The 14373-nt window shown below is 58.1% G+C and carries 16 protein-coding genes; 3 read left to right on the top strand and 13 right to left on the bottom strand.

Features of this window, described 5'->3' with window-relative positions; translation table 11 throughout:
• Nucleotides 1–197 precede the first annotated feature (197 nt).
• Nucleotides 198–695 carry a MarR family winged helix-turn-helix transcriptional regulator gene (locus tag J2P76_RS20210; protein ID WP_207409637.1) on the bottom strand — a complete coding sequence of 166 codons (498 nt, stop codon included), beginning with the start codon at nucleotides 693–695 and terminating at the stop codon, nucleotides 198–200.
• A 49-nt stretch (nucleotides 696–744) separates the two neighbouring features.
• Between J2P76_RS20210 and J2P76_RS20205 the strand changes: the two genes are divergently transcribed.
• Nucleotides 745–2265, top strand: coding sequence for an FAD-dependent oxidoreductase (locus J2P76_RS20205; protein WP_207409636.1), 1521 nt, complete (start codon nucleotides 745–747; stop codon nucleotides 2263–2265).
• Between the two features lie 180 nt (nucleotides 2266–2445).
• Here the strand turns inward: J2P76_RS20205 and J2P76_RS20200 are convergent, their stop codons facing one another.
• The 6 genes from J2P76_RS20200 to J2P76_RS20175 form a co-directional block, all read right to left on the bottom strand.
• Nucleotides 2446–3096 (bottom strand): hypothetical protein, encoded by a 651-nt coding sequence (locus J2P76_RS20200; RefSeq protein ID WP_207409635.1) that lies wholly within the window; start codon nucleotides 3094–3096, stop codon nucleotides 2446–2448.
• A gap of 146 nt (nucleotides 3097–3242) precedes the next feature.
• Nucleotides 3243–3713, bottom strand: a complete 471-nt coding sequence (locus tag J2P76_RS20195; RefSeq protein ID WP_207409634.1) for a hypothetical protein — start codon at nucleotides 3711–3713, stop codon at nucleotides 3243–3245.
• 308 nt (nucleotides 3714–4021) lie between these two features.
• Entirely contained in the window at nucleotides 4022–4672 is a 651-nt protein-coding gene (locus J2P76_RS20190) for a DUF7002 family protein (RefSeq protein ID WP_242697627.1), read from the bottom strand.
• 5 nt (nucleotides 4673–4677) lie between these two features.
• Nucleotides 4678–6351 (bottom strand): adenylosuccinate synthetase, encoded by a 1674-nt coding sequence (locus tag J2P76_RS20185; RefSeq protein WP_207409633.1) that lies wholly within the window; start codon nucleotides 6349–6351, stop codon nucleotides 4678–4680.
• Entirely contained in the window at nucleotides 6308–6928 is a 621-nt protein-coding gene (locus J2P76_RS20180) for a hypothetical protein (RefSeq protein ID WP_207409632.1), read from the bottom strand. Before J2P76_RS20180 ends, J2P76_RS20185 begins: the two co-directional genes overlap by 44 nt.
• A 37-nt stretch (nucleotides 6929–6965) precedes the next feature.
• Complete coding sequence (locus J2P76_RS20175; protein WP_207409631.1) at nucleotides 6966–7412, bottom strand: hypothetical protein; 447 nt, start codon at nucleotides 7410–7412, stop codon at nucleotides 6966–6968.
• Nucleotides 7413–7806: 394 nt separating this feature from the next.
• Here J2P76_RS20175 and J2P76_RS20170 point away from each other — a divergent pair, with 394 nt between their 5' ends.
• Both J2P76_RS20170 and J2P76_RS20165 read left to right on the top strand, forming a co-directional pair.
• A complete protein-coding gene (locus tag J2P76_RS20170) occupies nucleotides 7807–8118 on the top strand; it encodes a DUF1440 domain-containing protein (RefSeq protein WP_207409630.1) in 312 nt (103 codons plus the stop codon).
• A complete protein-coding gene (locus J2P76_RS20165) occupies nucleotides 8081–8365 on the top strand; it encodes a hypothetical protein (RefSeq protein ID WP_207409629.1) in 285 nt (94 codons plus the stop codon). The genes J2P76_RS20170 and J2P76_RS20165 overlap by 38 nt, the downstream gene beginning before the upstream one ends.
• 147 nt (nucleotides 8366–8512) lie before the next feature.
• Here J2P76_RS20165 and J2P76_RS20160 read toward each other — a convergent pair whose 3' ends face one another.
• The 6 genes from J2P76_RS20160 to J2P76_RS20135 all read right to left on the bottom strand — a co-directional run bounded on the left by J2P76_RS20160 (nucleotide 8513) and on the right by J2P76_RS20135 (nucleotide 14333).
• Nucleotides 8513–9238 (bottom strand): ABC transporter ATP-binding protein, encoded by a 726-nt coding sequence (locus tag J2P76_RS20160; protein WP_207409628.1) that lies wholly within the window; start codon nucleotides 9236–9238, stop codon nucleotides 8513–8515.
• Nucleotides 9225–9983 (bottom strand): ABC transporter ATP-binding protein, encoded by a 759-nt coding sequence (locus J2P76_RS20155; RefSeq protein WP_207409627.1) that lies wholly within the window; start codon nucleotides 9981–9983, stop codon nucleotides 9225–9227. Before J2P76_RS20155 ends, J2P76_RS20160 begins: the two co-directional genes overlap by 14 nt.
• On the bottom strand, nucleotides 9980–10918 hold the full coding sequence (locus tag J2P76_RS20150) for a branched-chain amino acid ABC transporter permease (protein WP_207409626.1): 939 nt from the start codon (nucleotides 10916–10918) through the stop codon (nucleotides 9980–9982). The genes J2P76_RS20155 and J2P76_RS20150 overlap by 4 nt, the downstream gene beginning before the upstream one ends.
• Nucleotides 10919–10926: 8 nt before the next feature.
• Nucleotides 10927–11799 carry an ABC transporter permease subunit gene (locus tag J2P76_RS20145; RefSeq protein ID WP_207409625.1) on the bottom strand — a complete coding sequence of 291 codons (873 nt, stop codon included), beginning with the start codon at nucleotides 11797–11799 and terminating at the stop codon, nucleotides 10927–10929.
• 138 nt (nucleotides 11800–11937) lie between these two features.
• Nucleotides 11938–13209, bottom strand: a complete 1272-nt coding sequence (locus tag J2P76_RS20140) for an ABC transporter substrate-binding protein (protein ID WP_207409624.1) — start codon at nucleotides 13207–13209, stop codon at nucleotides 11938–11940.
• Between the two features lie 200 nt (nucleotides 13210–13409).
• A complete protein-coding gene (locus tag J2P76_RS20135) occupies nucleotides 13410–14333 on the bottom strand; it encodes a LysR family transcriptional regulator (protein ID WP_207409623.1) in 924 nt (307 codons plus the stop codon).
• Nucleotides 14334–14373 lie beyond the last annotated feature (40 nt).

Raw genomic sequence — 14373 nt, 5'->3', positions numbered from 1 at the left:
GCGTTTGTTCCGCTACCTGCAGCGTATGGCAAAGGAAAAAGAGCGGCTATACGGATCTTGCTCTGATATTGGGCGATGACATCTGTTCAACGATTCGTTGAAACGGAACGATCGGGTGTAGGTCCGCAACGGATCGGAATCGGTGTATCGCCAGCCGCCCGATCAGGGCCGTAGGAACGAATGAAGCGTTTCATGCCTTAACGCTCGCCGCTTCCAGCCCGTGTGCCTTGCTCCAGCGCCTCTGCGAACTTGCGCATCAGACGCACCAGGTCCGTAATGTCTTCCGCAGTCCAGTCCTGAAAGATCCCCCGTGCCAGGCGCTCGCGGGCCTGGTCAAGCTGGTCAGTTATGGCCTTGCCTTTGGAAGACACCACCGCTTCGCGTATCCGGCGATCTTCCGAATTCTCATGCCGCATCACCATCTCCATGCGTTCCAGCTTGGCGACCTGCCGGCTGATGGTCGTGTAGTCCCTGCCTAGTCGATCCGCCAGATCCACCACGCCGATCGGGCCCACCCGTTCGATCACCACCAACAGGCGAAAAAGCGCTTGGTCCAGCTGTACGCCGGCTTCCGCGATCAGCCGTTCGTCGTTGCGCGGGCGGTTCATCACGCTCACGATCGAGATCAAGGACCGATGGAGATCCTTCAGTTGCGCCGAAATATGTGTATCTTGCACTTTCTTTTTGATGGTCATAAACTGCCCTCCTGATATGTGCATTTTACACATTATTTGGAGAAACGATATGCGTGAGCCTGTTGATGTGCTGGTCTGCGGTGCTGGTGCCGCCGGCATGACCCTGGCAATAGAACTGGCGCGGCGCGGCGTGCGCTTTGCCCTCATCGACAAACTCGCATCCCCCTTTTCGGGCTCGCGCGGCAAAGGGATTCAACCGCGTACTCAGGAGGTCTTTGAAGATATGGGGATCCTGGACCGAACCATGGCCGCGGGTGGCGTCTACCCCACGGTTCGCAGATACTCGAATGACGGCAGTCATGTGGATCAGGAAGTGACGAGTGCGGTTGACCCCACTCCCGCCGAGCCCTATCCGTTTCCGTTGATGGTTCCGCAGTTCAAGACCGAAGCGGTCATGCGAGAGCGCCTGGTCGAACTGGGCCATGCGCCGGAGTTCGGTGTCGAGCTGACCGGGATGGTGATTGGCGCCGACGGGGTAGATGCCCGGCTTTCCACCCCCGAGGGCCAGCAGACTTTCCACGCTCGCTACCTTGTGGGAGCAGACGGCGGGCGCAGCATGGTGCGCAGCACCCTGGGGATTGGCTTTCCCGGCAAGACTTTGGGCGTGCGGGCAATCGTGGCCGATGTCGTGCTGGAAGGGCTGTCGCGCGATAGGTGGCACCAGTTCGATGGCAACGGCGCAGGTCCCATTGCCATCTGCCCGCTGGCGGGCACCGACCTGTTCCAGATCCAGGCGCCCGTTGCCCTGGACGGCGACATCGACCTCACCGCTGCAGCGCTGACCGAACGGATTGCCCTGCATACCGGGCGCACGGACGTTACGGTCCATTCGGTTGCCTGGTCCTCCACCTACAACATGAATGCCAGGCTTGCTGACCGTTACCGCGATGGCCCCGTGTTCCTGGTTGGCGATGCGGCGCATGTCCATCCGCCCACCGGCGGACAAGGCCTCAACACCAGCGTGCAGGACGCCTACAACCTGGGCTGGAAGCTGGCGGCCGTGCTTGCCGGCGCGCCCGAGGCGCTTCTGGATACCTACGAAGCCGAACGCCGGCCCGTGGCTACGGACGTACTCGGCCTGTCCACCCGGCTGCTTGCCGGTTTCAAGACCGGGGACAACAGACGGACCCGTGAAGTCCAGCAACTGGACATCGGCTATCCCACCTCGCCGTTATCGCTTTCGTCGCAAGCCGCGAGCAGGCTTGCACCGGGCAATCGCGCGCCTGATGCCATTGTGCGTGGCGCAGGCGGCAGCCCCACGCGCCTGTTCAACCTGTTCAAGGGTACGCACTGGACCTTGCTTGTCAACGGCGCTTCGACCTTTTTACCAAGCGCCGGCTTGCACATCCACAGCATCGGCCCCGGCATGGAGATCGAAGACCACCTGGACCAGTTCGCCAGGTTCTATGGCCTTGGTGAGGGCGTCGCCGTGCTGGTCAGGCCAGATGGCTATTTGGCGGGAATCTTTCGCAGGGATCAGGTGGCAGTGTTGCGAGAGTACCTGGACCGGTATTGCAGGTTAGGGGAGGTTTACTCTGCGGTCGGTCCGGTTGGCAGAAGCCGTTTATAAGTCGATCCCACCCGTTCCGCCCTGATTTGGTTATCGGCCGTGCTCTCCAGCGATGCATCCCGCGTCAGTCGCGTTTTCCGGTGGGACCATGCTATGGATCCACGATTGACCGCTTGGGATTGCAAACCGTGTACCAGTACCGACGGCTATCGGCCAGCAGCAGATATCTCCTCACACTGCCTAATCCAAAGAACTTTCAAGGTTCCATGAGATTCCCGGTGCACCGACGCCTCGTTGCTCCTGCACCTTCTCCACCATGGCTTTCCTGTGTCCAGCACCAAGGAGAAGCACTCCATGAGAGAGTGCGCAGCGGATGCAATAGCCATTGATGTTATCTAGCATGCCAGTCTCGCGACGGTCATTTGTCTCGCTCCACAGAGCGTAGATCTGCCGCAATCTGGCCTCGCCGATCCATCCAACGGTTGCATACACTTCGTCATAGATGGCTGCCCATGCTCGGGCGCAGCGATCGCTATTAAGGTATGGAAAACCGTGATCTCGTGTGTCGAGGCTGTTCTGATCCATCAGGCGGCGATATGCAGGGCTCGCTCTTTCGACCTTTTCGAACATCTCCTGAGATTTTCTGAAGAACTCGTCGTTCGGTCTGTTTAAGTCCACAGGTATAACGTCGACTGGACAGTGCTTCCGATAGAGGGCAACGGCAGCAGACTCGAGATTGCCGTGAGAGCCGTCGAGATAGTTAGGAAGATTGGCAGTAGGAATTTCAGCAAAGATGACGTCAGGCTGAAGGCGTTCAAGAATCGTCCGCAATTCCGCCAAGTTGGCGTGTCCACTTTCGGCGTGGACAGTTCCGATCAGCGATATGCGCATTAGATTTAGGCTCGAGAGGCAGACTGAATGGCGCTTGAAAGCGTTATGGCAGTTAAACGGGGATGAACCACGGTGGCCGAAGTCCTTGATCTGCCACGATATATGTGTGATACGGGGCGCTAGGTCGAATCGGTATGGACTCACCGTTACTGTGTAGTACACGAAGTGGTGATACTGGTGCCATACAGCGCCGGTGTGGACATGCATCCGGTTTGCAGGGGCGGTGATAGGGTAAACGTCGAGGCGTGAGCAGTGGCTGCAATGCTCTCAGCCAGGCCGTACGCGGCGAGCGTATTCAGAATTTCATCGTAGGCGGCCAAGGCTGCGGCCTTGCGCCGCTGGCGAACTGCTCGCTGGACTAACGCAATGGCACTTTGTAGCTCCACAATATAGGTCGAATAATCCGTTAGCGAAATTTGGCCCGCTTCGAATTTCTTTGAGATATCAATAGCGTGAATCAACAAATCAAGAGTCAGTTTTGAACCGTCCATCTGCGGCATCGCACTCAATCGATCATAAATTCCTTGGTAATAGTTGCTCGGCGACATTCGTCCCGCCTGCGCCTCTGCTAGTGCCCAATCTTCCCAGTAGAGCGCTTCACGTTGCTGCGTGGACATACAGCCAGGGAGTAAGGTAGCGCAGAGTAGACAAATAAGGCAATTTCGAAGCATTGGGCGGCGGTGTAAGGTATTCGAGCAGTCAGCGTACCTGTGTGACGCCGATTCAATGTCTCGAAGAATGGCTCGATTTCGGGGGAATTTCTCGTCAAGGCCAATTTTCGTGAGGTTAAGCCCCGAGTGCCGTCCTTCTCATAAGTCAAGCATTCAAGGACAGAGGGCTCTTTGTCAGGATGCACGTCGTGCAGCGTGACTTGCACTTCGCTGAAAGGAGCTGCAAAACCGGAGGTAATTCAGGGTTTGTCAGTTTAGTCATATGGCATCTTGCTTGTTACCCTAGCACCCCGCATGCGGCACACAGCAGTCACATGACAATGAATATCTGGTACAGCGTAGTCGACCACTACCTCGGCCACTTCTTTGTGCGGGCGTCCACGTGGCGTGGCCGGGTAAGAGGCAATTGTTTTAAAAACTTCGTAGTTACGGGGATGTGCCCAGGGTGTTGTATTGCCTGAATTCATATGGCATAGCGAAATACGCGCCTCGTGAGCTGCGACGAGCGACGCGGTATCTACTATGAGGATGTCGTGTTCGCTTTCAGCATAAGCTTCAAGCAGCGTGATCAAGCGTGTTTGTGTTGCCCAGAAGAATGTCTTTCGGTTTATGAATTCGTACCATTCCTTTGGCGTAATCCCGTCCAGCAAGCAACTTGTTAAACGAGCATCACTCATTGGCTTCTGGTCGCGCAGCACCAAGTTCGTCCCATCACGCAAATTGACAACGACTTTTTGAGGTCGCCGTGCGCTTTCGATCTGCGTCCGCAGATCTGTAGTGACTATTGACTGGTCCAGACTGGCCGTAGTCGACAATAGTCCGCGTTCGCGGATGCTAGGCCAGCTACCGGGCTCCGCCATATGATAAAGTTTGGGGTATCGCGCGATGAAATCTTGTATTTGCATGGCGGTCAGGAGACTCGTGCCGTCCAGTTTCTTCGATCAATAATTGTTCGGATATCGCCCTCTGCATCGGGCCCACGTGGAAAGCGTGTGTTGATAAGTGAGACTGGAGCCTGGGCTACGCGCTCTAGTTCCTCGACAAAATTGATAGTTTTGGCGGATAGTTGTTCGAATCTCCTCGCATCACGATTTTTCCCGTGTAAGTAGTCTGCGAACGCTAGCACTATATCGGTCGGCGCATTTAATGCGCAGGCTTGGCGAAATTGTTCCCATTCAAACCATCCGACTCGCCTGTTGCGCCGGGTCGTTGAGGTCTTTTCGTTTTTTTCCATTTCCTCCGCGTCTAGCTCAACTTCGTCTGCGATTTCGCGGAAGCTTGTCTGGTGCTTCAAACGACCTGACGTGGCATTCTGATCGCCATCGGGGTCTCCCACTCGAATGGGTGTAGGGCGCACTACCATAAGTACTCGGCGCACTCGATTAGGCGATATGCCCGCCTCTGCCAGACAACCTGCGACGTTCGTATCTCGCGAGGTTACATGGGGATAGCTGCCATGGAAAATGCTGAGCCCACTACCCTGTGTGCCCTCCAACAAGACCGACTGGCGCTTGCGGTAGGCAATTTCTAGCTGACGCATCGTCGAGCCGCGATATGGTTCCTTCTCGCCAACGTACGGCGCGAGTTCCGGAACGTCTTTAGCAAGTCTTACTGTCGTCAAACCCCGGTCATTGATCCGGCGCGCCGCGGCGGCTCCGCTTCCACTAGCAGTCGATGCGATCGCGCTTTTCACACGTGCCTCTGCTTCCTTATCCGCCTGTTCGATGATCATCGCGTGCGGATCGATGAACAAGCGGTCAGGCTGAACTCCACAGTCCGCAATCTCTTTTAGCAGGTCTGGAACGAACATCGTCATTCCAGGCCCAAGCAGCAACTTGGCATTCACATCCATAGAGCCGGATGGAAGGTGGTGGTATGTGTATTGTCCTCTGGGTCCCAAAACCGTGTGACCAGCATTGGGGCCGCCAACACGTACCAACACGTCGTACTCCTTGGCGAGATAGGCGACAACATGCCCTTTCCCTTCGCTTCCATACTGCCCGCCAACCAGCACGTCCACGCAACGCACGTCGGGGGCAGAAAACAACCCTAAGCTAGCGGCGACCCGAGCAATTGTGTCTCGATTGTCGTTTTTCGTGGTGTTGACGCGGAGGTCTGCGTCACCCTTGAAACCCTCGATATCCTTCTCGCTCTTGATTAAATCGGCTTCCACATAGTCCGGTGCCGCGTCTCGGTCTTGGCGTTCGTGAAATCGCTTACGTAATGCGACGGTTTGGCCATAGAGATGGACATGTACACATGGCAGGGCGTGGTCTTGGCGGAAATGCTCAAGTTGTTTGCGAGTCCGCACGCTGTCGACCACTATTCGCAGTAAGCTATTCCTCTGCGATTGCGCCATCTTGCATACCGCTCGATAGAGCCAAGCGTCGTCGGTCTCCCGGTCTAATATGTCGCCGAGCTCTTGCAGCGATTTTCGGTCCAATGCCCTGCCTCGTCGTGTGGCCTCCTGTCTTAAGAACTCACTGCTACTAAAGCGAAGATAATCAAACTCGGACTCCAGTATCCGGGCTAGCCCGCTTTTACCAGCGCCGAGGTGCCCGCTGATCAACACTACTTGGTCCATGGTGTAGTCCTTGGATTATCTTGAAAATGTCTTCAGCAATAATTTCTGCAGATTTGTTTCCCGAGTCATAGATGACGTCTGCAATGGAGCCGAGCGCCCGCGATGCCACCTCGTTCGGATGGCACACTACCGCCTCATAGTTGATACTTGCGTCTAATCCTTGATCTACGGTCTGGCGCTGTGCGAAGCGCCTGCGCAGAATTTCTTCAGATGCGATGACATGCACGTGTAGTACATGAACGAAAGCAGTTCGGAATTGTGCTGCCTGTTGCGGCTTTCTTACTGCATCAAGTAGCCAATACAGCGCGTTGCTCTGGGCTTCGTGGATCTGTTCTAAGGCTACCGTTACCGGCCAGCGGTAATCGGTCTGCACATCGAGCATGTCACCCAAATTCTGTAAAGCGGTTCGCTCAATGGGGAGTGCTTGGGCCGAGGCGAGCGCGCTAAGGTGGGCACTGGTATTGATCTTGCGAAATCCATGGGTGCTCAGCAGCGCGTTAGCTATGGAGGTTTTGCCTCCCGCTACCGCACCACTGAGCAAAAGCAACCGCTTGTCCGAACGGGCTAAGGTAACCATGCAGCAAAATGTAGAACATATCGGTTACATATGCTAATCAGGGGTTTCCCTCGTCCACCGCCGTCTTTAGTCCTAATTCCGACAGCCAGCGCTGTATTGCTTTCTCCGGCCCCTCCCAATTTGGCGGCTTTAACAACTTCCCATCGACATCGAGTCGGGCAACACCATCCGGCCACAATTTTGCCAGATTGCTTTCATAAACTAACGTCATGGGCACTCCAGGACGTACCCCCATTTCCACCAACGCTCCCATCACGTGACATAGGATGTCCATTAACGCGTCAACTTGGTCGACAATATCTACCGCTCGACGTAGCTCGTCGATTTCAGATTGCATCCACTTTGCACGGGCCTTAGTTCTGATTATTCCAAGAGGGCGAGGGTGGTGCAGAACTGGAAGCCCCAGAGTTCTGTGCATCAGAACAAAGCGGGTATGTGCATCATCTAGTCCAGCAAATTTATTAGCGAGGCGCTGATCGGTCATCGATTCTTCCTTCTAATCTATATTGGTCGCAGCACTTATCGGTCATAGTTGGAGATTAAACCTCTACTTTTGCGAGCCGAGCCGCGTTGGGGTTACCTGTCGATGCTGTGGGCCGATGACATGTGGGGAAAACTTAACCAGAGCTGGTCATTGACTGTGGCCGTAGCAAAAACCCGCCTTTCTTCTGCTTAATCGATTCGGGTTAATGTACTGATTTTTCTTGGGGATTTCGATTTTGACGTCTCGATATCGATTTAGCCCAGGCGCCGGCGATGGGAGGACACTTCCACCCCGATCACGCCGCAGGCCTATCCAATACAGCCAAGGCAGCATCCAGGAACCGAAGTCTTTGTGTCGGGTCACCAGCCCGGATTCTTTCTTAAAGGAATTTACTGTGCAGGCATCGGACACGCTTCAGCCCTGTAAAAGCACGCTGGGTGCCCTGGTTGGCGTGGGTATCGTCGCCGGTTTTGTCTCTGCCCTGGTCAAGTCCAGCGTCGAAACCGTGCTTCCGCCCCGGCCGCCCACGGCGGTGCAGCCGCGGATAGGGCTGCTCGACATGATGGGCATCGATGCGGCATCGGTGAATTACGTGTTCAACCAGACCGCGGTGAACTGGGGCGGCAACGGATTCCACATCCTGTTTTCGCTGGTTATCGTCGTGGTCTATGCGATCCGATGCCGAAGGGCAACCTTTCCGAAGTGAAACTCCACGAGCTGGGGCGCATGAGGCGCGTGATTCGATAGGACTAGGACTGCCAGATGGGATTCCAACTATCGGCTTCAACCCGGACACTTTCGAAGAAGACCAATCTTCAAAATTCACATACGAGCCGGAAAAGATCGATGTCGTGTACCTCGAGTTTATTGCTGCAATTGAGTTGATTCTGAGCAGTCCGGAAGTAAGCGCATTACGTGAAGCTATTGCTAAGGATCTTGGAGTTGTCGATTGAGGAGGGCTGTCTCAAACTGTAATTTCAGCGATCCCAAGGCGCTCCCCAGATATGGTTATCGTCGAATATGATGTCCGTTCAGGGTCGACAGCAGACACTCGCGAATGACAGTCTCCGACCCAACCGGCCTCCACCACCCCACCCCAATCAATCCTCCGGAAACTCCCATTTCTGCGCACTAGCCCCCGCCAATTCCTGCACGCGCTGCTCGTCCTTCCCAAACTCCGACGCAACGCCGCTATACGTAATAGTCCCCCGGTCCAGCACATAGGCACGATCGGCCACCCCAATTGCAGCCCGCACGTTCTGTTCGATCAGCAGCACCGCCGCGCCTTCGTTGCGCGCGGCCACAATAATGTCGAATACGTTCTGCACGATCAGCGGCGCCAGGCCCTGGGATGGCTCGTCCAGCATCAGCAGCCTGGGGTTAAGCAGCAGGACGCGGGCGATGGACAGCATTTCCTGCTCGCCCCCGGATAGCTGCCCGCCCTTGTGGCCCTTGCGTTCGGCCAGCCGCGGAAAGGCTTTATACACGCGGGCGATATTCCACGGCCCCGGGCGGTCTACCGGCACCTTCAGGTTTTCTTCAACGGTCAGGTTCGAGAAAACACGGCGCCCCTCCGGCACCAGGCCTACGCCCAGGCCGGCGATGCGAAACGGCGGCAGGTGCGTGGAATCGGTGCCGAATATTTTCACGTGGCCGGCGCGGGCCGGCGTCAGCCCCATGATGCTGCGCAGCGTGGTGGATTTGCCCGCGCCATTGCGGCCCAGCAGCGTGACCAGTTCACCTTCGTTGACTTCAATATCAATGCCATGAAGGATGTGGCTTTTGCCGTAGAAGGTATTCAGTTGCTGTACCTCAAGCGCCTTCATGTGATTCCCCCAGATAAGCAACTTGCACTTTCTCGCTGGCGGCGATCTGCTCGGGTGTGCCCTGTTCCAGCACTTCGCCTTCGGTCAGCACCGTAATGCGGTCGGCCAGGTTGAAAATGACGCGCATGTCGTGTTCAACCAGCACGATCGTCAGCTTTTGCGCGCGGTGCAGTTTGCGTATCAGCAGCGCGGTTTCGTAGGTTTCCTTGTTGCCCATGCCCGCCGCCGGTTCGTCCAGCAGCAGCAGCTTGGGTTTCAATGCAAGCGCCATCATGATTTCCGCCGAACGCTGGTCGCCGTGCGACAGTTCGCCGACCAGGCGTTCGGCCTTGTCCGTCAGCCCGCCCAAATCCAGCAATTCGTCGATGCGGTCTTCGGTTTCACGGGCCTGTTGCCGCGAACGAAACAGCTTCAGCCTCAGGCCTTGCGTCACTTCGACGGCAACGCGCAGGTTTTCCCGCACGGTCAGCTCGCGAAACACTTCGGTAATCTGGAAGGTGCGCGCCATGCCCATGGCCACGCGGTTCTGTGGCTGCACGTCGGTGACGTCGGCGCCGTCGAACACGATGCGGCCTCGCGTGGGCCGGTAGAACCCGCTGATCATGTTGAAGAACGTGGTCTTGCCCGCGCCGTTCGGGCCGATGATCGCGTGCAGTTCTCCGGGTTCGACGGTGAGCGAGACGTCGTTCACCGCCACCAGCTGGCCGAAATGCTGGGAAACGTTATGGACCTGGAGCAGGCTCATTGTGCCCTCCGCTGGAAAAGTCCGGCGATACCGCGGGGAATAAGCAGCACGACCAGCACGAAGATCATCCCGATGAAGAACATCCAGTCTTGCGTAACGCCGGAAAGGTAGTCCTGCGCCAGCACGAAGATGGCGGCCCCGAGCAGCGGGCCCCAGAAAGAACGCATGCCGCCGATGACCGCCATGAGCACGAAGTCGCCCGACTGCGTCCAGTACAGGTCGTGGGGGCTGGCGAAGTTGTTCAGCAGGGCGTACAGCGAGCCCGCCACCGACACGAAGAAGCACGAGATGGTGTAGGCGATCCAGATGTGGCGGTTGACCGGAATGCTCAGGAACTGCGCACGCCGTTCGTTTTCGCGGATGGCCTGCAGCGTATGCCCGAACGGAGACCGCAGGATGGTGGCCATGGCATACGCGCACAGCGCCAGGACGGCCAGCGCGACGTAGTAAAAGGCCAGGCTGGACGTGATGTCGAATTCCACGAAGCCCAGGTCTATGGCCAGGCGGTGGAAACCGCGCAGGCCGTTGTCCCCGCCGGTGACCGAGTTCCAGCGGAAGGCAATGAAGTAGAACACCTGGCCGAAGGCGATGGTGGCCAGCGCGAAGTAAATGCCGCGCAGCCTGACGATCAGGGCGCCGATCAGCATGCCGCCCAGTGTGCCGACCAGGACGCCCACGACGAAGGCCGCGGGCGTGCTCGGCATCAGGTACTTCAGGGTCAGGCCCGTGGCGTACGCGCCCAGGCCGAAGTAGGCGGCATGGCCGAACGAATTGACTCCGGTATGGCCGACCAGCAGGTTGGTTGCCATGGCCGCCAGCCCGATGACGAGCAGGCGTGTGGCAAGGTCGGTATATCCGCCCAGGGCCGTGATCCAGTACGGCATGCTCAACAGCACGGCCCACAGAATCCACTGATAATGCTTTGATATGTTCATGCGGTGATTCACAGTTTGGTCCCGCCTTTTTCGCCAAACAGGCCGTATGGCCGGAACAACAGCACGATCGCCATGATCACGTAGATGGACGCTTCCGAGGCCGACGGATAGAACACCGTCACGACGCCCGCTGCTACGCCTATTACCAGGCCGCCGAACAGGGTGCCGACCAGGCTGCCCAGGCCGCCCACGATGACCGCCACGAAGCTGGGCATGATCAGGGCTTCGCCGATGGTGGGCGTCAGCCCCAGCATGCCGGCCGCCAGTACGCCGGCCAGGCCCGCAAAAAAGATGCCCAGGCCGAAGTTGAGATTGCGCAGGATGCGCACATCCACGCCCAGGGCGGACACCATTTCCAGGTCGAGCGTGCCGGCGCGTATGCGCATGCCCACGCGGGTTTTCTTCAATACGTAGAACAGCACCGTCACGGCCGCCGCCACCAGGGCCACCATGAAGACCCGGTAGCCCGTCAGGAAGAACAGCGTGGGGCTGAGCGGCGAGTTCAGGATGGCGGGAGTCTGCAGCGGCAAGCCCTGCGCGCCCCAGATGAAGCGGATCGAATCCTGCAGCACGTAGGCCAGCCCGAATGTAAGCAGCAGGCTGTAGAGCGGGTCGCGGTTGTACAGGGGGCGTATCAGCACGCGCTCGACGATCAGGCCGATGATCGCCGTGATGAACGGCGACACGATCAGCGCCCACCAGAATCCCAGGTAGGGGTCCAGCGTAAAGGCGATGTAGCCGCCCAGCGCAAGGAATTCGCCGTGGGCGAAGTTGATGACGTTGGTCAGGTTGATGATCAGGGACAGGCCCAGGGCCATCAGCGCATAGAACGCGCCGATGACCAACCCGTTGAATATGTTGAAAAGGATCAACTGGGTCACGCCAGTTCTCCGTTAAAGCGGCAAGATTCGTCCCCGGCAGGGGCGCATCTGCCTGGCTCAGGGTATGACGGGATTGATGCGAACCGGGCCATCCGCGCTAGCGCGCGGATGGGCCCGGTTGTTCAATGGCGCAGGCCGTCAGGTGGGCCAGGACATCTTGCAGCCGGCTTCTGCGATGGTTGGCGCGATGGTTTTGCTATCGATGATGGTATCGATATGGAACAGGTCGTCGTCGCCCTTGCCCTGGGTCTGCGCGTGGCCGGCCCACAGCGTGCCGATAAGCAGGTGCTGGTCGGCCCGATAGACGGCCTGGCCAGGCTGCAGCGCGACCTCGGGCGGCAGCACAAGCCCGTCCAGCGCCCTGGCCATCTTCACCGCATCCAGCGATTTTGCCTTTGCGGCCGCCAGCGCGCAGGCGTGGATGGATGTGTGGCCGAACCAGGTGCGCGCTGTGGGCACCCGGCCGGTCTTCTTCTTGATGGCGTCGACGAACGCTTGCACGTGCGGCACATCGGGCTGGTTCCAGTACCACTCGATGACCCAGTTGCCGATGCGCGCGTTCGGCGGCAGCGCTTCCAGCGTTTCGAGCTCGATGTTCGCGCCCGCGATGTGAAAGCGCTTGTCCAGGCCGAACTGTACCGCCTGCTTCAGGACGTTGGTCTGGTCGTCACCGTTTTGCAGAATGACGATTACGTCCGGGCTGGCCGACTGCGCCTTGATAAGGTAAGAGGAATAGTCGGCGGTGCCCAGGGGGATCAGGTCGGCGCCGACGTTGGTGGCGCCATACTTTTTCAGGTTGGCGTTATAGGCTTGCAGCAGGCCATGGCCGAACGCGTAATCGGGAACCAGGAAGTAGAACTTCTTGCCGAAGCGTTTGATCAGATCGGGCGCGATTGCGTTGACCAGCAAGGTGGTGGAAGGGCAGGTCTGGAACACGTTCCAGTGGCATTCGGTGCCGGTGATGGGGTCGGCGTGCCCGCCCGGGTCCAGCATGAATACGCCTTTCGCGTGCGCCACCTGGGAAATGGCTTCGGTCAGGCCGGAATTCACATTGCCGATAAGAAAATCGACCTTGTCACGGTCGATGAGTTTGCGCGCTTTTTGTACCGCCACCCCGGCATCGCCGCTGGTTGAATCTTCAACGACCAGCACGGCCTGGCGCCCCAGGATGCCGCCCTTGGCATTGATTTCCTCGATGGCGAGTTGCATGCCTTGCAACTCATTCCTGCCGGTGATTGCGTAGGTTCCCGTCACCGGATTGTCTACGCCGAACTTCACGGGTTGCTCGCCGGCCGCCATGACAATACGCGGCGAGACTATCGCGGCAGCGCCTGTGGTGGCTGCCATTTTGAGAAGGGTGCGGCGGCTGATTCCTTTCGAATTGCTTATGTCGTCCACTCTGTCGTTCATTTAGAACTGTCTCCTGTTGTGGCGAGCTAGCATGTGCCGCGTTTATCAGTACTTGCTGATAAATCTACAAACCCACGCCCCAGTAAATCGAAATTAATCCCCGTGTTGAAACGTTGGTGACATTGCTCCGAAGGTTAGGAAATGTCAATCAGAATAAACGGAAAGTTACGCTCTGGAGGCCTTTCTGCTGCTTGAACTGGTCAGACCAGTGCCTGCCCCTGGTTGATATTGCATTCCCGCACATACTCCACGAATGCCTTCAACGCCGCCGGCACCAATCTTCGCCCCGGGTAATAAAGAAACGGCCCTGAAAACTCCGGCCACCAGTCTTCCAGCACCGGTTCGAGCTCTCCGCGGTCCAGGTACGGCCGTAGCCAGTCCTCGAACAAATAAATCATTCCCGTCCCTGCCGCCGCCGCCTCGATGGCCAGATCGACTGCCGCGCCTGCCTGTACGATTAGCTTCGCCGGGGGATCGAGCTTCAGCATCTCTTTTTTCCGCTTGAATTCCCAGGCCGGCATTACTCCGCTATGAAAGCGAAAACGCAGGCATGAATGTTCCAGGATCTCGCGGGGATGCCTGGGCCGGCCATGGCGCTTCAGATAACCCGGCGCCGCCGCGCAAGCAAAGCGCTGTACGCGCGGACCAATTGGTACGGCGATCATGTCCTGTTCCAGCCGCTCGTCGTACCGGATGCCGGCATCGCAGCCTTCTGCCAGCACGTCGACAAAGTTGTCGTCGGCCACCACGTGCAGCACGATGTCGGGATAAGCCGCCAGAAAACCGGGCACGATGGCGGGCAGCACCAGGCGCACGGCGCTGACGGGCACGTTCAGGCGCAGCGTGCCGGCAGGCCGGTCGCGGAAATGGTTGACGACATCCAGCGCCGCCTCTACCTCGCCCAGCGCCGGCGCCAGGCGTTCCAGCAGGCGCTGGCCGGCTTCGGTGGGTACTACAGAGCGCGTGGTTCGATGCAGCAGCCGCACGCCCAATTGGGTTTCCAGGCGGCGCACGGCTTCGCTGACGGCCGATGCGCTGGCGCCGCTTTGCCGGGCGCCGCCGCGAAAGCCCTTGGCCGCCACGACGGCGACGAAGGCGTTCAGGTCGCTCAAGTTGGTTTTCATTGTCCGGATTTCCGCACAAACTGTGCTGATTGTGCGTACT

Origin of the sequence: Bordetella petrii, assembly GCF_017356245.1 — a bacterium.
Taxonomy (GTDB): domain Bacteria; phylum Pseudomonadota; class Gammaproteobacteria; order Burkholderiales; family Burkholderiaceae_B; genus Bordetella_A; species Bordetella_A petrii_D.
Note: the sequence above shows the minus strand (reverse complement) of the source record. Positions and strands in the feature narration are given on the sequence as shown.